Here is a 22,282-nt window from a genome sequence, read left to right as displayed (position 1 = left end):
CGGGCATGAACGTGACGATGAAGCTGACTGGACTGTTAATCATCTTGCTGGTCGGGGTAGTTTTGGGATTGCAAACGGCTGAGCGTGGAATATCCAAGGTGAGTGGAGTGCCTGAGGGGCAGGCTCAAACCTTTTCCATCAAAAAAGTGGATCAAGGGCAAGGGGAGATCGCGGTAATGGGCAAACAGGTTCAGACAGCCAACCCGAAGGAAATGGTCAACTATGTCAGTCGGATCGGTTTGACTTTGGGCGGAAGCATAAAAAGTGGGGCGCAGAGTTTTGTCGATTGGGTAGGGAGTTTCTTTGAACCGTGAAAAAGGTTTACGCGCAAAAAGAAGGGGTGCAGAAAGCCCCAGTGACAAAAGACCCGTACTAGCGGGTCTTTTGCATGCGACCACAGATGATTTCTTCGATTGGCTTAAACCGTGCAAGTGAGGCTACATCTACAATGAAAGGGCTATCATAAAATTTATTTACATAATTTTAAAACGCGAGCAAAATATTCTTTTTAGTCAGTAAATAGTTAATAGTTTGAATTTATTGTGTTGCGAAAAAAATGAATAAATGTCATAATGTCTACTGATAGGTCTTTTTAGGAAGTATATATCGGTGAGAGAGGTGAGCCACGTGTCACATCCTGTCCTACAAATCGAAAACCTGCAAACGCACTTTTTCACGGACCGCGGCCAAATCCCTGCCGTTGATGGCGTGACGATCACGGTACAAAAAGGAGAAGTAGTCGGTATCGTAGGTGAATCCGGCTGCGGAAAGAGCGTTACCTCCCTTTCCGTTATGAAGCTAGTACCCAATCCCCCTGGGAAAATCGTGGGAGGCTCGATTAAATTCAAGGGGGAGGACCTCGTATCTGTTGACGAAAAGCGAATGAGGGACATCCGTGGAAATGAAATTGCGATGATCTTTCAGGAGCCGATGACGTCTTTAAATCCGGTGTTTACGATTGGAGACCAGATAGGAGAATCAGTCCGATTACATACGAAGGCGAGCAAAAAGGAAGCAAGAGCACGGGCAATTGAGATGTTGAAAAAAGTCGGAATTCCTCGAGCGGAAGCTATCGTCGATGAATACCCGCACCAGCTTTCGGGAGGCATGCGGCAACGCGTCATGATTGCGATGGCCATGGCATGCAATCCAGAGCTATTGATTGCAGACGAGCCTACTACGGCGCTCGACGTGACGATTCAAGCACAGATTTTAGATCTGATGCGCCAACTCAACCGGGAAGCAGACACAGCAATCCTCCTCATTACCCACGATCTTGGGGTCGTTGCGGAAATGTGTCACCGCGTCGTGGTGATGTACGCAGGCAACGTGATTGAACAAGGCGATGTCCGTACGATCTTAAAAAGTCCGAAGCATCCTTATACGATCGGCTTGTTGAATTCGTTGCCGAAGCTGGAAGGAACACAGGAGCGTCTCTATTCGATTCCAGGCAACGTCCCGATTCCGGGTTCGCTTACTGTCGGATGTCGTTTTGCACCTAGATGCGATAAGGTATCAGACAAATGCAGCAGTGAGATGCCTGAACTAAAAGTGGTAGGGGACAATCACCTTTCCCGCTGCTGGCTGACCGAATAACCGGAGAGGAGCATGCAGGTGGCTGAAGATCTTCTGATCGTAAAAAATTTGAAAAAATACTACCCAATCATAGGCGGTGTTCTTGGAGGGGAAGTAGGTGTAGTAAAGGCGGTAGATGATGTATCGTTTACCGTTAAGAGTGGAGAAACACTGGGGCTGGTAGGCGAGAGTGGCTGCGGAAAGTCAACCACAGGTCGTTCCTTGCTGCGACTGATTGAACCGACCTCCGGTGAAATCAGCTTTGACGGGACAGATGTCATGTCGCTTTCCACAGATGCGATGAGAAAGATGAGACGTGACATGCAAATTGTCTTTCAGGACCCGTTTGCTTCGCTTAATCCTAGACATAATATTGAGAAAATTTTGGAAGAGCCCTTGATCGTACATGGTTTGGGTTCTTCGGTAGAGCGGAAAAAGCGCGTGCAGGAAATGCTGGAGATCGTTGGGCTGAGTAGCTATCACGCGAGCCGCTATCCCCATCAGTTTAGTGGAGGACAGAGGCAGCGGATCGGCATTGCGAGAGCGCTGATGCTCAAGCCCAAATTGATTGTTGCGGATGAGCCTGTGTCTGCACTGGACGTGTCCATTCAGTCGCAGGTGCTCAATCTCATGCAGGATTTGCAACGCGAGTTCGGCCTTACATACTTGTTCATTGCCCACGATTTGAGTGTAGTGCGGCACATCAGTGATCGGGTAGGCGTGATGTACCTTGGCAGAATTGTCGAGCTGACGACGAGTAGCCAATTGTATTCCAATCCGCTTCATCCCTATACGAAAGCATTACTGTCGGCGGTACCTTCGCCGGATCCTGATGCCGTACGTGATAGAGTCATCCTCCAGGGAGATGTGCCAAGCCCTGCAAAACCTCCAAGTGGCTGTACATTCCATACGAGGTGTCCCCATGTGACAGAGGAGTGTCGTACTGTGCGACCAGAATTTGCGGACACAGGCGACGGACACTTTGTTGCTTGTCACTTATACAAGTCCTAATCGACAAAAGGGAGTCTGCCTGCCGAATAGGAAGTCTTGTAAAGGGGGGATGCAAAGCAGGAGGTATTGTATCGACCATTTACCAAAAAGTAACATGCGACCATTATTTAGAAAAAGGGGGACGTTTTCATGAAGAAGAGAGTTCTCTCCGCAACCATGACCAGCCTAGTGGCGCTGGCTATGCTGATTGCTGGATGCTCTAGCACGTCAACGACACAAGCGCCGGCAGAACAGCCAAAGACAGAAACTCCGGCACCTGCAGCTGAGCCTGCAAAAACTGGACCGAAGCAGTTAATCGTCGGTCGCGGTGCAGACACAAAGGGGCTTGACCCAATCACCCAAACAGATGGTGAAACATTCAAAGTAACTGAGAACGTCATGGATACTTTGATTGGCTTCGCAGATGGCTCAACGGAGCTGGCTCCATCATTGGCTGAAAAGTGGGAAGTATCTCCTGATGGTCTCGTTTATACCCTTACACTAAGATCAGGCGTGAAATTCCACGATGGAACTGATTTCAATGCAGAGGCGGTCAAATACAACTTTGAACGCTGGAGCGACAAGAGTCATCCACAACATTCACCAGAGGGCTTCGAGTATTACATCAGCCAATTCGGTGGTTACAAGGGTGACGCGAATCACGTCATCAAATCTGTGGAAGCGGTCGATCCAACCACTGTAAAATTCACCTTGACTCGTCCATTGGCTCCATTCCTTGCTAACCTTGCGATGTCTCCTTTCGCGATTGGTTCTCCTGAAGCATTGAAAAAGGATGTTAAAAAATTCAATGAGCACCCAATCGGTACAGGACCTTTCAAATTTGTAGAGTGGAAGCGCAACGACACGATCACACTCGAGAAAAACCCTGATTACTGGAGCAAAGGATATCCAAAGCTGGATAAACTCGTGTTCAAGGTCATTCCGGAAAACACGGCCCGTCTAACTGCTTTGGCGTCTGGTGAGATCGACTTGATGGATGGTCTGAACACAGATGATATCCCAGCAGTAAAAGACAACAAAGAGCTGCAACTATTCCTCCGTCCTACTAATAACATTGGTTACATTGGCTTTAACGTAGAGAAGAAGCCACTCGACAATCCAAAAGTTCGTGAAGCAATTGCTTATGCAATTAACAAACCTGAAATCGTAACGGCCTTCTTCGATGGCGTTGGAGAACCGGCAGTTAACCCAATGCCAAAGACCATGTGGGGACATAACAACGACATTAAAGATCGTGAGTTCAACCTCGATAAAGCAAAACAATTGCTTGCAGAAGCAGGACATCCAAACGGTTTCAAAATCAAGTTCTGGGCAATGCCAGTACCGCGTCCATACATGCCTGAAGGTGTGAAGATTGCAGAGGCAATCCAGCAAGATCTGAAGAAAATCGGGATTGATGCTGAGATCGTGACAATGGAATGGGCAACGTATTTGGAAAAAACTCGCTTGGGTGAGCAAGAAATGTTCATGCTTGGTTGGACAGGTGACAACGGCGACCCTGACAACTTCCTGGCTGTGTTGCTCGACAAAAACAACATCGGCAGCAACAACTATACACGATGGGCAAACGAAGAAGCACATCAATTGATGATGAAAGCACAGTCCACTCCAGACCAAGCTGAGCGTGAAAAACTGTACAAACAAGTACAAGAGATCATCTTCAAAGACGTGCCAATGGTACCACTGGCACACTCTACGCCAGCATTGGCAGGAAAAGCGAATATCGTAGACTACAACCCGCATCCAAAAGGAACTGAAAGTTTGGAAAAGGTAGACTTCAAGTAAGCTGATTGATAGCAAAAGGGTAAGAGGAGTGCATACCTCTTCTTACCCTCCTTTCATTATTTAGCGTTTATTTTATGCAGGAAGGCGAGGAGATGGCATTGCTAGCTTACAGCGTTCGAAGAATTTTAATGCTCATTCCTGTCTTAGTGGGCATGTCAATCATCGTTTTTTCCATTATTCGTGCCATCCCTGGTGATCCGGCTTTAACGATTTTGGGAGAAAAGGCGACACCACAAGCGATTGCAGACATACGAGAGGCATTAGGTTTGAATAATCCGTGGTACATACAGTATTTCGATTACATGAAAAATATTTTGAGCGGGAATCTTGGAGAATCATTGCAAACGAATGCGCCAATTTCAGATGAAATCATGCCATATTTGGCGGCGACGACTGAACTTACAATTGTGAGTATGCTGATTGCGGTGTTTATCGGTGTAAATGCAGGGATTCTTTCTGCGTGGAAGCAAAACTCCTGGTTTGACTACTGTGCGATGTTGATCGCATTGGTTGGTGTATCCATGCCAATTTTTTGGCTAGGTTTGATGGAGCAATGGGTGTTTGCCCAAGAACTGAAATGGCTGCCATCAGTTGGTCGCGACAATTCGCGTAATCCCGTAGAGGCCATTACGCACTTTAATATACTGGACACGATGATCGCTGGTCGTTGGGATCAGCTATGGGAAGTCATCAAGCATTTGATCCTGCCAGGAATTGCGTTAGGTACGATCCCGATGGCGATCATTGCACGCATTACTCGTTCGAGCATGCTGGAAGTCATGCGTGCCGACTATGTTAGAACCGCTCGTGCAAAAGGGTTGGCACAGTTTTGGGTCGTGTACAAGCATGCGCTGAAAAATGCGATGATCCCTGTCTTGACGGTAATTGGATTGCAAACAGGGTTGCTATTGGGTGGAGCAGTTTTGACAGAGACAATCTTCGGATGGCCAGGTGTCGGTCGTTATATTGTGACCGCCATTGGAAACCGTGACTATCCGGTTATCCAGTCCGGTATTCTTGTGATCGCGACGATTTTCGTCCTGATCAATCTCTTAGTCGACCTTCTGTACGCCTATATCGATCCGCGCATCAAATATCGCTAAGGAGGGACGAAGAGACATGGCACAACCACAATTACAACCACGAGATCAGGTAGTACCTTTAAAAGTGAAGCAAGAAGAAGTAGTCTCTCCTTGGAAGGATGCATGGAGGGCGCTACGCAAAAACAAGCTGGCATTGGTGGGCTTCGGGATTATTTTGTTTTTCATTGCTGTGGCGGTTTTAGCACCATGGATTGCCCCGTATCCGTACGACGAAGGCCAGCTCGTGATGAAAAACAAGCCACCTTCCGAAGAGCATTGGTTTGGGACAGATTACAATGGTCGCGATGTGTTCAGTCGTGTGATATATGGGGCACAAATCTCCTTGTGGGTAGGAACGTTCTCTGTCATTGGCTCCGTTCTCGCAGGGACCTTGCTCGGTCTTATGGCAGGATACTATGGCAGGTGGATCGATACGATCATTTCGCGTATCTTTGATATTATGCTTGCCTTTCCAAGCATTCTTCTGGCGATTGCCGTTGTTGCCATCTTGGGGCCTTCCTTGCAAAACGCCTTGATTGCGATTGCCATCATTAACATTCCGACATTTGGACGCTTGGTACGCGCACGCGTATTGAGCTTGAAGGAAGAAGAATTCGTAATGGCCGCACGGGCAATCGGGATGAAAAATTCCCGGATTATCATGCAGCATATTTTGCCGAACAGCCTCGCACCAATCATTGTGACCGGGACGATGGGGATCGCAACAGCGATTATTGAAGCAGCAGCACTGGGCTTTCTCGGACTGGGAGCACAAGCGCCAGAACCGGAATGGGGAAAAATGCTCGCTGATTCACGTCAGTACATTCAGAAAGCACCATGGACCGTTATTTTTCCAGGGCTCTCCATCATGCTGACAGTTCTCGGGTTTAACTTAATCGGGGACGGCTTGCGCGATGCACTCGACCCGCGGATGAAGAGCTAGTCAAATTGAAAAAAGACAGAAGGGGCTAGAGGTACCGTCCTTCTGTCTTTTATTAGTTATCCTTCTTCCATGAAGGTGCGGCACAACTGATTGAAAGTAGGAGCAGCTTTCGTGATGACTTGATGCTTCACGTTAGGGATCATCTCGAGTTTTACTTTTGGCAATTTCATGGTAAGCATCTGCGCATAATGGTGCATCCGTTGATCTTGTTCGCCATAGGCAAGTAAAATCGGAAGCTGGATGTTGCCCAGACGCTCCGTACATTGATAACGATGTCCGGCAGCGTATAGGTATTTCAGGCTGGCGGGATCTGTTTTGGAAGCATGCAGCGTCCATTTCGCCCGCATTTCTGGGTCATCGACATGTGAGGAACTAATCGAACGGGCAAGAAGAGGGACTCCGTGAAGCATCGACAATGCCTGCCCCATCCACAATCGTCCATGTAAATACAGATCATTCACTTCAGAATAACCGCTCACCAGTATGCCGCCTTGTACATGATCCGAATAACGAAGACAATATTCAAGAGCGATAGAGGCGCCTTGGGAGTACCCCAAAATAAAGGGACGCTCAATGCCGAGTGACGGGATCAGCTTATGGAGCTGTTCTGCTAGTTCTCCAATGGAATAGGGCTTCTCCATTGGGGAACTGTCGCCATGTCCGGGCAAATCAGGGACAATGAGCTGATACGTATCCGCGAGAGTTTGCTGATAAACAAAATTGACAGAGCCTATACATGGCGCATGGATACACAATAACGGTGTGCCTTTTCCCGATATGTGGAAAGCAAACTGCTTGCCATCCTGATGGACGAGTATTTGTTCCATTTTCTGATTCACCCCAACCTTAGGTTGTCCGATTCGAGGTAGATTTTTCAACTGAACTCTTCTTTTTTTTGTGGGGAAGTGGTATTCTCGCAATAGAATAATTCGTGAAAGCAGGGTGAAGAAGTTGTTTCAAGAGCGCATTTCGAAGCTCCACACGTTTTTGACAGAGCAAGAGCTGAACGCGGTGTTGATTACCTCTCCCAAGCACGTATACTATTTGACCGGATTTTTTACAGACCCGCATGAACGTTTTATGGGTCTCGTTATTCCTGCTGAGGGAAAACCTTCCTTAATTGTACCTGCTCTTGATCGTGAGGCAGCAGCAGAGGCTTCGTTCGTTCAAGATATCCATACACATACCGATATCCAAAACCCGTATGAAATCCTCAAGCAAGTGTTGCCAGCCAACTTGACGAAGCTCGGCATTGAAAAAAGTCATATGACTGTCGAGCGCTATGAAGCACTTGGACAAGTTGTTCTGGCGTCGAGCTATGTGGATGTAGAAGAGCCGCTGCGTGAAATGCGTTTGATTAAATCTGCAGATGAAGTAGATCGTTTGAAGCACGCCGTTCAATTGGTCGAGGATTCCTTGCGGGAGACGTTGAAAAAAGTTAAGACAGGCATGACCGAGACAGAGATCGTAGCTGAGCTGGAATTCCAGATGAAGCGCTTGGGTGCGGAAGGTCCATCCTTTACGTCCATGGTATTGGCAGGGGAGAAGTCGGCACTGCCACACGGAAAACCAGGAACGCGCCAGGTTCAAGAAGGCGACTTGCTTTTGTTTGATATCGGAGTAGCAGCGAACGGATATGTATCCGATATTACTCGTACCTTTGCTGTAGGCGAGATTAGTGCCCAGCTTCAAGAAATTTACGAGACGGTATTGGCTGCCAATGAAGCGGCAATTGCTGAGATTCGTCCAGGTGTGACTTTTGCGCATTTGGATAAAACCGCTCGCGATGTCATTACTGCAAAAGGTTACGGTGAATACTTCATGCACCGTCTTGGGCATGGACTTGGCATGGATGTCCATGAATATCCATCTGTTCACAGCCAGAACCAAGAAGTGCTTCGTCCAGGGATGGTCTTTACGATCGAGCCGGGAATCTATCTGCCAGGTATTGGCGGCGTACGGATTGAAGACGATGTATTGGTTACAGAAACGGGCGTTGAAATCTTGACGCAGTTCCCGAAAAAACTGACTTCTATCAACTGATGGATGAATCGCAACAATTGAATAAGTATCGAATGGTGCTAGATGGCATATGCCATCAGCTTAAAAGGGAAGTCCGGTGAGAAACCGGCGCGGTCCCGCCACTGTAACGAGGAGCGCCTAGCGAATAGCCACTGTTTTTTGCGAGACAAAAAATGGGAAGGTAGCTGGGGGTGTTGATCCGTAAGCCAGGAGACCTGCCATGCGATCATATACAATCGACCCACGAGGATGGGGCAGATGTGGAAGCAGTCTATGAAAGGGCGCCCTTGTGCCTGCACATAGCTGTGTCTATGTTTGTCGTGCACCTCCCGATTGAGTATGGGGGGGTGCTTTTTTTGTGGGAGCATTTGGGATCACGTCATCATTACATACAGAAAAGGGGATTACAGATGTTTATGACAAACAGAAAAAACATAGTAATGAAAGGACTAGGTTTCGGCATCATGACAGCTGCTATGCTTTTGGTTTCGGCATGCGGCTCCACTACGACAACACAGGCTCCAGTCAAAACAGAACAAACAGCTGCACCAACAGCAGAGAGTAATCCTGTAACGCTCGTCAATAATGGCATCGATATGACTTATCCAACAGCACCTGAGCGTGCAGTGACATTGAACCAACACGTCACCGAAATTATGCTGGCATTGGGCCTCGCTGATAAAATGGTCGGAACCGCTTACCTAGACGATAAAATTCTTCCGGAGTTGAAAGCAGATTACGATAAGGTTCCGGTACTGTCTGACAAGTATCCAACCAAAGAAGTGTTGATGGCAGCGAACCCAGACTTCGTGTACGCTGGATGGAAAAGCGGATTCGGTGAAAAGGGCGTAGGATCGATGCAGGATTTGGAAAAGGTCGGCATCAAATCGTATCTGCAAGCGTCATCTACGATGCCTGGCCCGACAATTGACGATGTATTTGCGGACATTACGAACATTGGACGCATTTTCCGTGTGGAAGACAAAGCCAATGATTTGATCAACAAAATGAAGAGTGAAATGGATCAAACCATTAGTAAAATAGGTAAAGTGGACAAGCCGCTCAAGGTGTTCGTGTACGACAATGGGGAAGATAAACCATTTACAGCAGCAAACAATTACATGACGTCCTTAATCAAAACAGCGGGTGGCAAAAATATTTTTGACGACATTCAAAAGGGTTGGGCAGAAGTTAGCTGGGAAGAAGTATTGAGTCGCAATCCAGACGTCATTATTATCGTAGACTACGGTGACAGAACAGTTGATCAAAAACGCAGTTTTCTTTTGAACAAAAAGGAATTGGCAGATATACCGGCTATTAAAAATCAACACCTGATCGTATTGCCATTGTCTGCTGCTTCTGAGGGCGTTCGAGCACCGATTGCGCTGAAAATTTTGGCGGAAGGTCTCTATCCGGATAGCTTCAAATAAAGTACGCCCCTTTAAAGGGAGGGAATGGCACTGCAGCAGATTAAATTACCCTATATCATCATTACTTTACTGATCGGGCTCTTTCTCTCGATTACGTTTGCAATTACATTGGGCTCGGTTGAGATCAGACCGACCACAGTATGGAAAATTGCTTTGTCGAAAATCCCGATGTTCACCGAATGGATTGAGGTAGACTGGTCCAAAGGGGAGCAGACTATCATTTGGGATATCCGCTTTCCGCGTGTGCTCTTGGGAGCGATTGTTGGTGCAGGTCTATCTGTCGTGGGAGTAGCGATCCAGTCCTTGGTACGCAACTCCCTGGCTGACCCGTACGTGTTAGGTGTATCTTCAGGTGCTTCGGTTGGAGCTACCTCGGTCATTATATTCGGTGCATTTAGTATGTACGGGCAGTACGCGCTATCCTTTGGTGCTTTTACAGGCTCGCTTGTGTCGATTATTCTCATTTTTACGCTATCCCGTATCGGTGGGCAAAATTCAACAGTACGCCTGCTTATGGCTGGAATTGCGATATCTGCGATCTTGTCGGCGCTCACCAGTCTCCTTGTTTTTTCGGCGCCGAATGAACACGGGATTGGTACCGTCCTGTTCTGGTTAAGTGGCAGTCTGGCTGGCGGTAAATGGGAGTATCTGACCATTCCTTCGTTGATTGTGGTTATTTGTCTGATTGTATTAATGGCTCAGTATCGTTCGCTTAATGCGATGCTGATGGGCGAGGAATCAGCAGGGACATTGGGGGTTAATACGGTGCAGTTCCGCAAGTTTCTCCTGGTGATCACGGCCTTGCTGACGGGCGTAATCGTTTCTATCGCGGGATCAATCGGTTTTGTCGGATTAATGATGCCCCATATCGTCCGGGTGATGGTCGGTTCAGATCACCGACGTGTTCTGCCTGTCAGCGCTTTGTTTGGCGCGATATTTCTCATCTGGGTTGATGTAGTCGCCAGGCTCGCATTTGCACCGGAAGAGCTGCCGATTGGTATTTTGACAGCGCTGTGTGGAGGGCCTTTCTTTATCTGGCTGATGTTGCGGAGTTCTTATTCCTTTGGAGGTAGCGGACGATGAATTTACTGGTTGAGAATATATCGGTCGAGCTGGAAAAAAAGGAAATCCTGCACAACGTTAGTCTGGAGGTGCGCTCCGGTGAGTTTGTGGGGCTGATCGGGCCGAATGGCAGTGGGAAGTCCACATTGCTAAAAAGCATCTATCGCGTACTGAAGCCGCGTTCGGGATGGATCTCGCTCGATGGCGACGATGTATACAAGCTAACCTCGCGTCAAAACGCTCAGCGAATGGCAGCAGTACGACAGGAGTCTTCTGTTGAATTCGATTTTACGGTAACTGAAATTGTGAATATGGGACGTGCTCCGCATAAACAGCTATTTCAGTCGGATAACGCAGAAGACTTTCGAATTTGTGAAGAAGCACTACAACGGGTAGGGATGCATACATACGCCGATCGCAGCTTTTTTAGCTTATCGGGCGGGGAGAAGCAGCGAGTACTGATTGCCAGAGCATTGGTGCAGCAAGCCCAGTTTCTAGTCCTTGATGAACCGACGAATCATTTGGATGTTCGATACCAGTTGCAGGTGATGGATCTGATCAAAACGCTGGGAATTACGGTCCTCTCCTCGTTGCATGATCTCAATATTGCTGCGATGTACTGTGATCGTCTGTACGTGATCGGTGAAGGGGAAATCGTTACGTCAGGGACCCCAGAAGAAGTCTTGACACCCAATCTGATTCGGGATGTTTTCGGCGTTGAGACAGAGGTGACGACCCATCCGATTACAGGCAAAAAACATGTGTATTTCTACTCGGAAGCGATCCGTGTGAAGCCATCTATCCAGAAGGTAATGAATGGGACCAACTGATAGGGGCAATGCTGAGTTTCTTTGATTTTCATAAAGGGGATGCCTAGTTGGCGTCCTTTTTTGTTAAGAGGGAAGGTAAATTGATTTCAAATAATTTTTTTATCATACAAAAAATTGTTGAAGAAGATTTTGCGGAATAGTATGGTGAAAGAAAGGAATGAAATTTATGACGAGGTGATGGCTTTATGTCCAAAGTGGAGCAACGTTTAAAAGAGTTGGGGTATGAGTTGCCGCCAGTTCCTCCAACCATGGCGAATTATGTGTCATGTGTACAGACTGGCTCTGTCATTTATACATCTGGTGCGGGGTGCTACGTAAATGGAAGTCCGATGTATCTGGGCAGGCTGGGAGCGGATGTGACGATCGAACAGGGCTATGAGGCTGCAAAGGTCACGGTTCTTAATCTGCTAGCGATTTTGAAAAGTGAGATTGGTAATTTGGATCGAATCACACGGATTGTCAAACTGTTCGCACTCGTCAGCAGCGCCCCTGATTTCTACGAACAACCACGGGTGATCAATGGAGCTTCTGATTTCATCATCGAAATTTTTGGTGAAGCGGGCAAGCATGCGAGAGCGGCTGCTGGGACATCTGTTCTTCCGTTTAACAACCCGATCGAAATCGAGATGATTGTGGAAGTGAACGAGGGGTAAAATGAAAAACTTACATCCGATTTTAGCAAGCTACATTCCGGTAGTAGAGGGACTGGCACGGACATTTGGTGAGCATTGTGAAGTGGTTTTGCATGATCTAACCGGCGATATTTCTTCATCGATCATTGCCATTTCTAACGGCCATGTCAGTGGCAGACAAATCGGCTCACCGGTAACGAATCTGGCACTACAGGCTTTACGCACGGCGAAGGTCAGCGAAGAAGCTTTTGACCTCAACTACCGCAACGACACCATCAAAGGCAAACAGATCAAATCGAGCTCCATCTATATTAAGGATGAGAATGGGGAAGTCATTGGCAGCCTGTGCATCAATCTTGATATGACTCATCTCGCAATGGCGCAGTCATTCATCGAATCGATGATGGTGATCCAAGAAAAGCGTGAGGCAGAAAAAGCGGAAGAGAACTTCGCTCCGACTGTCGGGAATTTAATGGAGCAAATGATTGATGACTGCCTGAAACGTACAGGCAAACCGATCGCCCTGATGCAAAAAGAAGAGAAGATTCAATTTATCCACCAGTTGGATGAAATGGGTCTCTTTTTGATCAAAGGAGCCGTGCAATACGTCGCGGATTTGCTGGATATATCCAAATTCACAGTTTACAACTATCTCGATAAGAAAAATTCATAGACCAAAAATGGGAGATGACCCACATGGCAGAAGTAACGAGAGAACAGGCGCGCAAATTTCATGACGGTGTTCACGTTCTGGATGGGCATTTTGATCTGTTAATGGATGTGGAAATTCAGCGTGGATACGGTCGAACCAAAATGATCGAGACGGAGTATTTGCCGCGGTTCCAGAAGGGTGGCGTGCATTCCATCGTGGCGGCAGTGTTCGTCGAGGACGCTTTTGTACCGGAGATGAGTCTGCGCAAGGCGCTCAATCAGATCAGCGCTATGCATGCGGAGGCGGCAGAGTCTCCCGAGCACATTGTCATCGCCAAAAATCTGGATGATTTGCGGCGGGCAAGAACGGAGCAAAAAGTATCGTTTATCCTGTCCTTGGAAGGGGCTGAGCCGCTGCATAACGACTTGAGTCTCTTGCGTGTCTTTTATGAGCTGGGTGTTCGGATGATGGGTCTGGTTTGGAGTCGGCGCAACTTCGTTGGGGATGGTAGCTTCTTTGCACCAGTACGTGAAGGGAAAAAAGGAGGCATCACCGATTTCGGTGTGCGTCTCATCGAGGAAGCGGAAAAGCTGGGCATTGTCATCGATGTGAGCCATTTGAACGACGAAGGGTTCTGGGACGTGATGGAAATCGCAGAAAAGCCAGTGATCGCTTCACACTCCAACAGTCGAACAGTCGTGCCGACGATGCGGAATCTGACAGATGAGCAGATCAAAGCGATTGCGGAAAAGGACGGGCTTGTCGGGCTGAATGCGTTTAGCATGTTCGCGGCGACAAATAGCGCTGACGCAACGCTTGTGAGACTGATTGACCACGTTGACTATATGAAAAAGCTTGTTGGAGCAAGGCACATCGGGATAGGCCTGGACCTTTGCGATGATTTGACGAAATATTTGCCCTTGGACAAGATTGCCAAAACCAAAGAGATGCCATTTGACGTAGTAAAAGGCCATTCGTCTCTACCAGACATTACGCATGAGCTGATGAAGCGCGGGTACACGGATGGAGAAATCGAAGGAATCCTGGGTGGCAATTTCCTCAGAGTGTATCAGGAAGTGTGGAAGTAGATCAGATAACAGGAGGAATGAAGGATGGCACAGACAAAATCTTCATTTGGCTATTATCAATCTGGTATCAAGGTAGCCGATATACGCTTTGTGGATGGGGAAGTTTGGCATCAGAGCACAGGTTGGGATACGGGCAGAGCCGCTGACGGTCCATTTGTACAGCTGGTTGAAGGGGAAGCAGTCTACGAATTGCCGCTCCTCAACCTGGCACTAAAGCTGCCGGACTGGGAGCAGATCGACTGGGAGAGCGAACAAGTCGTGTTTCCGGAATGCGGAGGACATTATCAACGCCATCTATCCATCGAAGGAGCAGGTCCCACAGGGCAAAAACAAGCGTGGATCTGGGCGGTACGGGAAGCAACACAGCCAATTGATTTAATCATTTGTGAGAACGAAGTCATCGCGTTTGTGCTGACAGGTCGTGGCGATAGCGTCGTATTGGCTAAAACAGGGTGGGAGGATTTGACTCCGCTCACGATGTGGGAAGATCCTTTGCTGTCCGAAGTAAACTACGGCGTACATCATTTAGGTAGGCATGATGTAGAGATGAGAGATGGTGTTCGCTTGGCGACCGAAGTTTGGTTGCCTGCGGGTTTGGCGGAGGGTCAGCGAGTTCCAACTATTTTCATGCGCACTCCCTATGGACGAATGGATGCCATTTTTCGCCGATTGCCTTTTGTAGCTCGCGGATATGCGCTGGTTGTGCAGGATACACGCGGACGTGAAGATTCTGAGGGAGAGTGGATTCCACTCATTCACGAACGCAATGATGGAGACGACAGTCTCAACTGGATCGCGAGTCAGGAGTGGTCGGATGGCAACATCGGGATGCTCGGCGGATCGTATGTGGGGTATGTGCAATGGGCTGCGGCCGCAAGCGGAAATCCGCATCTGAAGGCGATTTTCAGCTACGTGACAGTAGGGACGCCGTATGTGGATATTCCTCGCAAAGGGGGAACGATTTTAGGCGGTTTGTCATGGATTTTCATGATGGCAGAAAAGCGTCGGAATGTTGCGGCTCTCTCCCGGGATGACTGGAGTGAGGTCATCAAGATGCGCCCGATCAAGGAAATTCCGCAAAAAGTACTGGGGAAAGAAATCCCGTTTTGGACAAAATGGATGGAACATCCGGACGGAGACGAGTTCTGGGCCATGTCAGACTGGAAACGGCATGCCGATCAGGTAAAGGTGCCAGCTACCCTCGTATCAGGCTGGTATGACGACAACGGGATGGGGACGAGCGAATCGTGGGAGGTTGTCTCCCGAAATGTGCCAGAGCACGCCAGGCTCATCTTGGGGCCGTGGTATCACAAGGCGAATACGACCCGAGAAATCCATCATGTGCCATTTGGAAACAACGCCATCCGCTACGATCTGGATGTGACACAGCTCCGCTGGTTTGATCGCTATTTAAAAGGAGTGGAAAATGGCGTTGATCAGGAGGCGCGTGTCGAGTACTACATGGTGGGAGAAAACGAGTGGAAGACTTCGCAGACTTGGCCGCCAGCAGAGACGACGCTGACGAATTTGTATTTAAGCAGTGGAGGAAAAGCCAATACAAGCGCTGGGGATGGAACGCTTACCCTGTCTATCCCGGATGAACAGGCGGTGGATACTTACAGCTATGATCCGCTGGATGCGGCACCGTATCTACTAGATTTGTCGGAGAACGAAAACAGCGTTCCGGAAAACTATCGTGATGTGGAAGAAAGGGCAGATGTGCTTGTCTACACATCGGAGCCATTGGATGAGGAAGTCGTCATCGCGGGAGAAATCTCTGCTGTTATCTATGCATCCAGCTCAGCGCGAGATACAGATTGGCTGGTCCGACTGTGTGATGTAGATGAGGAAGGCAATTCGATTCGCCTATCGGACGGGATTATCTGCGCACGCTACCGCCACTCATTCGAAGAGCCTGAGCTACTTGTTCCCGGACAAATCGAATGCTATGAGATTCGCATGACCAAGATCGCCAATGTCTTCCGAAAAGGTCACCGCATTCGCGTCTCCGTTACTTCCGGCGCCGAGAACTTCTCGTTCCCAAATCCGAATACAGGAAACGATCTGGCAACGGAAACCGAGACGGTAATCGCCGTGCAACGTGTCTACCATGACAGCCAGTATCCGAGCCATATCAAGCTCCCTCTCTTGCGTTCTGGGGGAAGCAAACAACCTTCAGGAGGTATCTAAAGTACTATGACTGTTTACAGTTGCAGAATATGCAAGTTCCGCTACGACGAGTGGCTAGGTGATACGAAAAATGGCGTCCCGCCCGGGGTGCCTTTTCCTCATTTAGCAGGTTCTGTGTGTACCGATTGTGGGATGGACGAGGAAGGACGGCACTTGCCGCTTCCTGAAACCAAGTACACGAACGTGGAAGCTACGTATTACGATCAGTTTGCCGGAAAGGCTAGCATCGCTTTTTATCGAAACTGGCTGCTTCAGGAAGCGGAGCAAGCCCCAGTCTCCGTGCTGGAGCTGGGTGTTGGAACAGGGAGAATTGCCATTGAGCTTGCTCGGAATGGCTTGTCCGTCTGCGGTATAGATTGGAGCTCGGATATGCTGGAGATGGCCGCCAAAAAGAAACGGCGCATGTTAAAAGGGAAAGAAGAACTGCTGGAGCTTGTAGAACAAAATATGTGGGAGATGGAGCACAATCGGCAATTTACGCATGTGCTTCTCCCAGAAGGGATTTTTCAGCAGGCCACCTGTCGAGACAAGCAACGTCAATTGCTTTCGGTTATCCACGATTACATAACCGAGGACGGAACATTGGCAATTGACTTACTCTTACCCCCAGTAAAAAGTCAATGGACAACGATGCAACGCAAATTCGTTTTCCCGGACCGTATGGTATACCAAAAGGTGGAGGGGGAAACCTCGCTCTTGGAGCAAAAGTTCCGCTACACGCTTACTTATGAGACTTTTCTTGAGCAGATCGAACAGCCAAGGTATCGCGTAGAGCGCGAGATGGCATTGCTTTTGCCTACAGAGCTTGCGCTTTTATTGGAAGGATCAGGCTTTCGCGTCACCTATAGCAAAGAGAATGTATTCCACACGCAAGACTTCGAGCCGAGTCAAGCGGACGAAGGCTACGATATGGATCGTTGGCAACATGGGGGGTATCCATTCGCTGAACCTGTCGGGACACCGGGTGAAGCTACACGTTGGACAATTTTGGCGAAAAAAATTTCTTCCTCCACTTTGTAACAAAATGTCTGCTGCTGCATCTAACCAGTATGAATGCGAGTGAAGGAGGTCGCGCCCTTGGAAAAATTGCAGCCAACGACAGATGCTGCTTTTGAACAAATCATGAGGGATTATGGGACCCGCGTGCTTCGACTCGTCACTTTTCTGGTAAAAGATCGCAGCTTGGCAGAGGATATTACCCAGGATGTATTCGTCAAGGTGTATCGGAATCTTCCTCGCTTTCGGCAGGAGAGCAGTGTGCACACCTGGTTGTATCGAATCGCGGTCAATGAGTGTAAGGGTTATTTACGTTCTTGGTCGTTCCGCCATATCCTTCCCCGTTCGTGGATTAGACAGGATGGGGAGCTTTCTACGGAAAGTCTTGTGCTCGATCAAGCCGAGAGGGACCAGCTCGTAGCAGAAGTGTTGCTGCTTTCTCCGCTCTATCGCCAAGTGATTGCCCTTCATTACTATGCGGATTTATCCATAGTTGAGGTGGCGGATGTGCTTGGAGTAACGGAAGGAACAGTCAGAACCCGGTTGCATAGGGCGAGACAGCAGCTTCGGCAGAGTATGGGAGAGGGGAGGGACTGGGAATGGACGAAAACCGATGGCTCACGGACTTAAAGGAACGGGCAGATCAGACCATTCTTCGTGATGTACAATTCACAGCTTCGATGGAAGAGCGAGTGCGGCAAAGGGTGAGACCAAGAACAGGGTGGATGACTGGCTGGAAGAAACTATCCTTGCCGGGCGTTGTGCTGATAATGGGCTTGCTATTGTGGCTTGGCCTCCCCACCCAGGAGGAGAGGCGATCTGCAGAGCAAGAGACACAAGTACCATCCTTATTGCCAGGGGGCCAAATTGTCGAAGCGGATTTGTGGAAGCTGTCGCCTTCTTTGTCATCTACTTACGACAATCAGTCCTTTTCTTATTTGGGAGAGAAACCCGTCCGCATCATGACAGATCAAGACGGTTTCTACGAAGGGCAGACGCAGCGGGTGATTTGGCTGTTGAATGGGGGCTACGCACCAGAAGTAGAGATCGCTGCTTACAACACGGATGGGACTCGTCTGGCATTGGGTAGCTACAAGGTGATGGACCCGTTATACGATGCAGATGGCCATTTTCCATCAGGGATCGTGTTACCTGAACCGGGAAAATGGAAGCTGGAAGTACGATCAGGAGGCAAACATCTCGGACAAGTTTTTGTAGAGGTGAAAAAGGGGATATCACCTGCGAACCGTCAACTGGTCGGCCCTATCATTCAGCAGTATTTGGAGATGGAAAGCGATCAGCTGGGGTGGCTGGGAAAACACCGCGAGATAAACGTCGAGCTCCTCGGAGTGGAAGCACCAGATGCTGCAAAGCGGACGGTATACGCTTGGGTGAAAATAACGGGTAGCAATTCTTCCGCGCTCAGTGCACCAATGGCCTTTCAAATCGTCTACAATGGGAATGATTATCGGGTAACAGACTTTAAAATGCCCGAGGACGGCAGCAACTACCAGAGTAGCCTGCAAAAGTTGTTTCCACCTAAAGTGCAAGAGCAAATCAACAATCGATCAAAAACAAAGTAAGAATGACAAAACGGACCTTTTCCTAATAGAAGGTCCGTTTTTAGCTTTTCATGTCTATCCGTATATTTGAGCGCCTATCGCCCAGTACGTCCCAGCACGGCGTGGTAGGCTATCCGCATTCGCAACCATCACTGGGGGATGGGAAACCTGTGTGAAGCCGTTTTGCTCCAAATTTGCGTGAAATGCTGCTTGCTCATCCGGTACGTCTATCCGGACATGTCCGGTATGATTTTGTGTCAGCTTGTACAGGATGTGTTCAGCCATGACTGCATTTTCTGCGACGATTGGCCCCGCGATTAGGTTGACCGGGCCTTGAACGGCGAAGCCATACCCGATGATCTTGCCTGATCGATTTTTGGCTACCAAACAGGTAGTAGCTTGTCTCATGCGTGCGTCGAGAAAATGAGAGCGTCTGCTGCCTAATGCTGCTTTGTCCAATTCAATCACGCTTGAGAAATCGTCTATCTCCAGTGGGACAATTTCGAACTCGTCATTGGCTTCGTTTTGCAGGGGTGCTTCAAGTACAAAACGTTCAGCTATAAATTTTCGGATACGATCCACTGTCTGGAATCCGAGGTTTTTGTACAAGGGCTCTCCTTCTGGGGTTGCAATGAGCATGATCGTTGTATCGGCAGAAACAGACGCCATGCACGCCTTCATGAGCTCGCGGCCATACCCTTTGCCTTGTGACGAGGGATGGACGATCACCATACCGATGCTGGTAAGCTTGTCCTCGTACGGAATGATAGCCGCACTGGATAGTAAGGTGCCACTCGCGTCTTTGTGACCGAATACGGTTCCGATAGACAGAATTGTGCGAATTTCTGATTCGTTGTAATCCCAGCCTACGGAATCAGACAAGGCAATGAGTCCGGGAATATCCGATATCGTTAAGGATTGTAAGCAGGAGTCAATGCTATTCACTTTGATCATTCTCCGTTTCTTTCTTTATGTTGGTCGTTCAATGCTTCCGTCATTTTTATACGAGTAGTTGCTAGTCGCGTTTCGGCTCCATGCTCATCCAACGGTTCACTCCATGCGAAGCCATCATGATGAAATCGTGGGATGGCATCGTTTGTTCATCCAAGTCAGTCCACTCTACCAGATGCTGCTTCGGGAGGATGAGCGCATGCCCTTCTGAAAAAGGATCGATATCCAAGATACACGCCACCCATTCGTTTTCATAGACGATATGAGCAGCTTCGATTCCGTGGGCCAAGCGACATCCCAAACAATCGACTTGCTGTGGCTTCATGCCTATCCACCTCCATCTATTTACCACTTTAGCACAGGAAAAGTTTGGATACGAGAAAAAGGAGGCAAACGCCTGATTCTCTTTGGTTGCTCTTTATATCATCGGTTTGTTATAATTACTGTTAGTGTATTTTTTGCGAGGCGCAATCTGAACGTTTGAATGGATTCGCGTGGGAGGGAACGAACAACACATGGATCGTCGTGAAAGACAAAAAAGGATACGAAATTTTTCCATCATCGCCCACATTGACCATGGAAAGTCGACGCTGGCAGACCGTATTTTGGAGCTGACCGGTGCTTTGACTGCACGTGAGATGGAAGCCCAGTTTCTTGACACGATGGAGCTGGAAAAAGAGCGCGGGATTACGATTAAGCTGAATGCCGTGCGTTTGAACTATAAAGCAGATGACGGTGAAGAATACGTTCTCCACCTGATCGACACCCCTGGACACGTCGATTTTACTTATGAGGTATCCCGCAGTTTGGCTGCCTGTGAAGGGGCTATTCTCGTGGTGGATGCCGCACAAGGAATCGAAGCCCAGACATTGGCGAACGTCTATTTGGCGTTGGACAGCGACCTGGAGATCATTCCGGTTATTAACAAAATCGACTTGCCGAGCGCAGAGCCTGAGCGCGTGAAGCAAGAGGTTGAGGACGTTATCGGTCTGGATGCCAGCGAAGCGGTTCTGACATCTGCCAAAGCGGGTATTGGGATTAAGGAAGTACTGGAAGCGGTTGTACAAAAAGTACCGGCTCCAGAGGGTGATCCTGATGCACCACTGCAAGCACTGATTTTCGACTCCTATTTTGATGCGTATCGTGGTGTTATTGCTTCTATCCGTGTCATCAATGGAACCTTGAAAAAGGGTATGAAAATCAAAATGATGGCGACGGGCAAGTCGTTTGAGGTAACAGAAATCGGTACCTCTATGCCACGCCAAACACAAGTAGAAGAATTGACGGTTGGAGACGTAGGTTACGTAGCTGCTTCCATTAAAACGGTGGGAGACACGAGTGTGGGGGATACCATTACAGATGCGAGTCGCCCTGCTACTGAACCGCTGCCTGGCTACCGTAAGATCAACCCGATGGTTTTCTGTGGTCTGTACCCAATCGAAACAAACGAGTACAACGATTTGCGTGATGCGTTGGAAAAGCTCCAGCTCAACGATGCGTCTTTGCAGTTTGAACCGGAGACATCTCAAGCACTCGGCTTTGGTTTCCGTTGCGGGTTCTTGGGACTTCTGCACATGGAGATCATCCAGGAGCGGATCGAACGGGAATTCAATATTAGCTTGATTACTACTGCGCCAAGCGTTATTTACCGGATTACCAGAACGAACGGAGAGGTTTTCGAAATTGACAACCCGTCCAAAATGCCGGAAGCGCAAAAGATCGAAATGGTCGAGGAGCCTTACGTTACCGCGACGGTCATGGTGCCAAAAGAATACGTCGGCGACGTTATGCAGCTGTGCCAAGGCAAGCGCGGTGAGTTTCTTGACATGCAGTACTTGGGCGAGAATCGCGTGCAATTGAAGTACGACATGCCGTTGTCCGAGATCGTCTATGATTTCTTTGACATGCTGAAGTCGGGAACAAAAGGATATGCGTCCTTTGACTACGAACTGGCTGGCTACAAGGCTTCCAAGCTGGTGAAAATGGATATTCTCCTCAACAGCGAAGTGGTGGATGCTCTGTCATTTATCGTACACAAAGATACGGCCTATGCTCGCGGTAAGGTCATTTGCGAAAAGTTGAAGGAATTGATTCCGCGTCAGCAATTCGAGGTGCCGATTCAAGCGACCATCGGACAGAAGGTTGTAGCTCGTGAAACGATCAGTGCCTTGCGTAAAAACGTTCTTGCCAAATGTTACGGCGGGGACATCTCACGTAAGCGCAAACTGCTCGAAAAGCAAAAAGAAGGTAAGAAGCGCATGAAGTCTGTGGGTTCCGTAGAGGTACCGCAAGAAGCATTTATGGCTGTATTGCGCATGGATGAAAAGAAGTAGGCCTGACCTTGTGTCAGGTCTTTTCCATTAAAGAGGTTGTCAAATAAAGAGGTTGCCAAAAAATCGGCTTTTGATCACGAAGTAGGAATGAAAGTTTATTCTGCGTCGAAATTGGCGTTCACCTTCGAAGTCCGGTGC

The 22,282-nt window shown here is 48.5% G+C and carries 21 protein-coding genes and 1 riboswitch; of the genes, 18 read left to right on the top strand and 3 right to left on the bottom strand.

All coding sequences use genetic code 11. The features are described from left to right. Positions 1-5: 5 nt before the first annotated feature. The 6 genes from ACFYU8_RS09920 (at position 6) to ACFYU8_RS09895 (ending at position 6,396) form a co-directional block, all read left to right on the top strand. Complete coding sequence (locus ACFYU8_RS09920; RefSeq protein ID WP_390297623.1) at positions 6-314, top strand: DUF3679 domain-containing protein; 309 nt, start codon at positions 6-8, stop codon at positions 312-314. 313 nt (positions 315-627) lie between these two features. Beyond that, on the top strand, positions 628-1,596 hold the full coding sequence (locus ACFYU8_RS09915; protein ID WP_390297620.1) for an ABC transporter ATP-binding protein: 969 nt from the start codon (positions 628-630) through the stop codon (positions 1,594-1,596). Between the two features lie 18 nt (positions 1,597-1,614). Continuing rightward, positions 1,615-2,586 (top strand): ABC transporter ATP-binding protein, encoded by a 972-nt coding sequence (locus ACFYU8_RS09910; protein WP_390297618.1) that lies wholly within the window; start codon positions 1,615-1,617, stop codon positions 2,584-2,586. A gap of 129 nt (positions 2,587-2,715) precedes the next feature. Beyond that, entirely contained in the window at positions 2,716-4,371 is a 1,656-nt protein-coding gene (locus ACFYU8_RS09905; protein ID WP_390297615.1) for an ABC transporter substrate-binding protein, read from the top strand. 92 nt (positions 4,372-4,463) lie between these two features. Then, on the top strand, positions 4,464-5,474 hold the full coding sequence (locus ACFYU8_RS09900; RefSeq protein WP_390297612.1) for an ABC transporter permease: 1,011 nt from the start codon (positions 4,464-4,466) through the stop codon (positions 5,472-5,474). A 16-nt stretch (positions 5,475-5,490) separates the two neighbouring features. Next, the gene (locus tag ACFYU8_RS09895; RefSeq protein ID WP_390297609.1) at positions 5,491-6,396 is read left to right on the top strand and encodes an ABC transporter permease; all 906 of its coding nucleotides are present in this window, start codon (positions 5,491-5,493) and stop codon (positions 6,394-6,396) included. 56 nt (positions 6,397-6,452) lie between these two features. On the opposite strand, the gene ACFYU8_RS09890 is transcribed toward ACFYU8_RS09895, so the two are convergent. Further along, on the bottom strand, positions 6,453-7,223 hold the full coding sequence (locus ACFYU8_RS09890) for an alpha/beta fold hydrolase (protein WP_390297606.1): 771 nt from the start codon (positions 7,221-7,223) through the stop codon (positions 6,453-6,455). A 124-nt stretch (positions 7,224-7,347) separates the two neighbouring features. Between ACFYU8_RS09890 and ACFYU8_RS09885 the strand changes: the two genes are divergently transcribed. From ACFYU8_RS09885 to ACFYU8_RS09835, 11 genes are all read left to right on the top strand, one after another. Beyond that, on the top strand, positions 7,348-8,439 hold the full coding sequence (locus tag ACFYU8_RS09885; protein ID WP_390297603.1) for a M24 family metallopeptidase: 1,092 nt from the start codon (positions 7,348-7,350) through the stop codon (positions 8,437-8,439). 16 nt (positions 8,440-8,455) lie between these two features. After that, a riboswitch (cobalamin riboswitch) is annotated at positions 8,456-8,655 on the top strand. A gap of 179 nt (positions 8,656-8,834) precedes the next feature. Beyond that, positions 8,835-9,848, top strand: coding sequence for an ABC transporter substrate-binding protein (locus tag ACFYU8_RS09880; protein ID WP_390297600.1), 1,014 nt, complete (start codon positions 8,835-8,837; stop codon positions 9,846-9,848). Positions 9,849-9,872: 24 nt separating this feature from the next. After that, entirely contained in the window at positions 9,873-10,931 is a 1,059-nt protein-coding gene (locus ACFYU8_RS09875) for a FecCD family ABC transporter permease (RefSeq protein WP_390297597.1), read from the top strand. Further along, entirely contained in the window at positions 10,928-11,740 is an 813-nt protein-coding gene (locus ACFYU8_RS09870) for a heme ABC transporter ATP-binding protein (RefSeq protein ID WP_390297594.1), read from the top strand. Before ACFYU8_RS09875 ends, ACFYU8_RS09870 begins: the two co-directional genes overlap by 4 nt. Before the next feature lie 185 nt (positions 11,741-11,925). After that, positions 11,926-12,393 carry a RidA family protein gene (locus ACFYU8_RS09865; RefSeq protein ID WP_390297591.1) on the top strand — a complete coding sequence of 156 codons (468 nt, stop codon included), beginning with the start codon at positions 11,926-11,928 and terminating at the stop codon, positions 12,391-12,393. A gap of 1 nt (position 12,394) precedes the next feature. Continuing rightward, a complete protein-coding gene (locus ACFYU8_RS09860) occupies positions 12,395-13,045 on the top strand; it encodes a helix-turn-helix transcriptional regulator (protein WP_390297589.1) in 651 nt (216 codons plus the stop codon). Between the two features lie 23 nt (positions 13,046-13,068). Beyond that, a complete protein-coding gene (locus ACFYU8_RS09855) occupies positions 13,069-14,112 on the top strand; it encodes a dipeptidase (protein WP_390297586.1) in 1,044 nt (347 codons plus the stop codon). A 24-nt stretch (positions 14,113-14,136) separates the two neighbouring features. Beyond that, positions 14,137-16,302, top strand: a complete 2,166-nt coding sequence (locus ACFYU8_RS09850) for a CocE/NonD family hydrolase (protein WP_390297583.1) — start codon at positions 14,137-14,139, stop codon at positions 16,300-16,302. Between the two features lie 6 nt (positions 16,303-16,308). Next, positions 16,309-17,322, top strand: coding sequence for a methyltransferase domain-containing protein (locus ACFYU8_RS09845; protein WP_390297580.1), 1,014 nt, complete (start codon positions 16,309-16,311; stop codon positions 17,320-17,322). Positions 17,323-17,379: 57 nt separating this feature from the next. Continuing rightward, positions 17,380-17,928, top strand: coding sequence for a sigma-70 family RNA polymerase sigma factor (locus ACFYU8_RS09840; RefSeq protein WP_390297577.1), 549 nt, complete (start codon positions 17,380-17,382; stop codon positions 17,926-17,928). Then, complete coding sequence (locus ACFYU8_RS09835) at positions 17,898-18,881, top strand: hypothetical protein (RefSeq protein WP_390297574.1); 984 nt, start codon at positions 17,898-17,900, stop codon at positions 18,879-18,881. The genes ACFYU8_RS09840 and ACFYU8_RS09835 overlap by 31 nt, the downstream gene beginning before the upstream one ends. 54 nt (positions 18,882-18,935) lie before the next feature. Here ACFYU8_RS09835 and ACFYU8_RS09830 read toward each other — a convergent pair whose 3' ends face one another. Together ACFYU8_RS09830 and ACFYU8_RS09825 are read right to left on the bottom strand one after the other, a co-directional pair. Further along, positions 18,936-19,814, bottom strand: a complete 879-nt coding sequence (locus tag ACFYU8_RS09830; protein ID WP_390297571.1) for a GNAT family N-acetyltransferase — start codon at positions 19,812-19,814, stop codon at positions 18,936-18,938. A gap of 61 nt (positions 19,815-19,875) precedes the next feature. Next, on the bottom strand, positions 19,876-20,136 hold the full coding sequence (locus tag ACFYU8_RS09825) for an HIT family protein (protein ID WP_390297568.1): 261 nt from the start codon (positions 20,134-20,136) through the stop codon (positions 19,876-19,878). A 190-nt stretch (positions 20,137-20,326) separates the two neighbouring features. Here ACFYU8_RS09825 and lepA point away from each other — a divergent pair, with 190 nt between their 5' ends. Further along, positions 20,327-22,144, top strand: coding sequence for a translation elongation factor 4 (gene lepA / locus ACFYU8_RS09820; RefSeq protein ID WP_390297565.1), 1,818 nt, complete (start codon positions 20,327-20,329; stop codon positions 22,142-22,144). The last annotated feature ends 138 nt before the right edge of the window (positions 22,145-22,282 follow it).

The sequence above is a fragment of the Brevibacillus sp. NPDC003359 genome, assembly GCF_042878995.1.
Classification (GTDB): domain Bacteria; phylum Bacillota; class Bacilli; order Brevibacillales; family Brevibacillaceae; genus Brevibacillus.
This window is presented reverse-complemented; position numbering and strand designations above follow the sequence as displayed.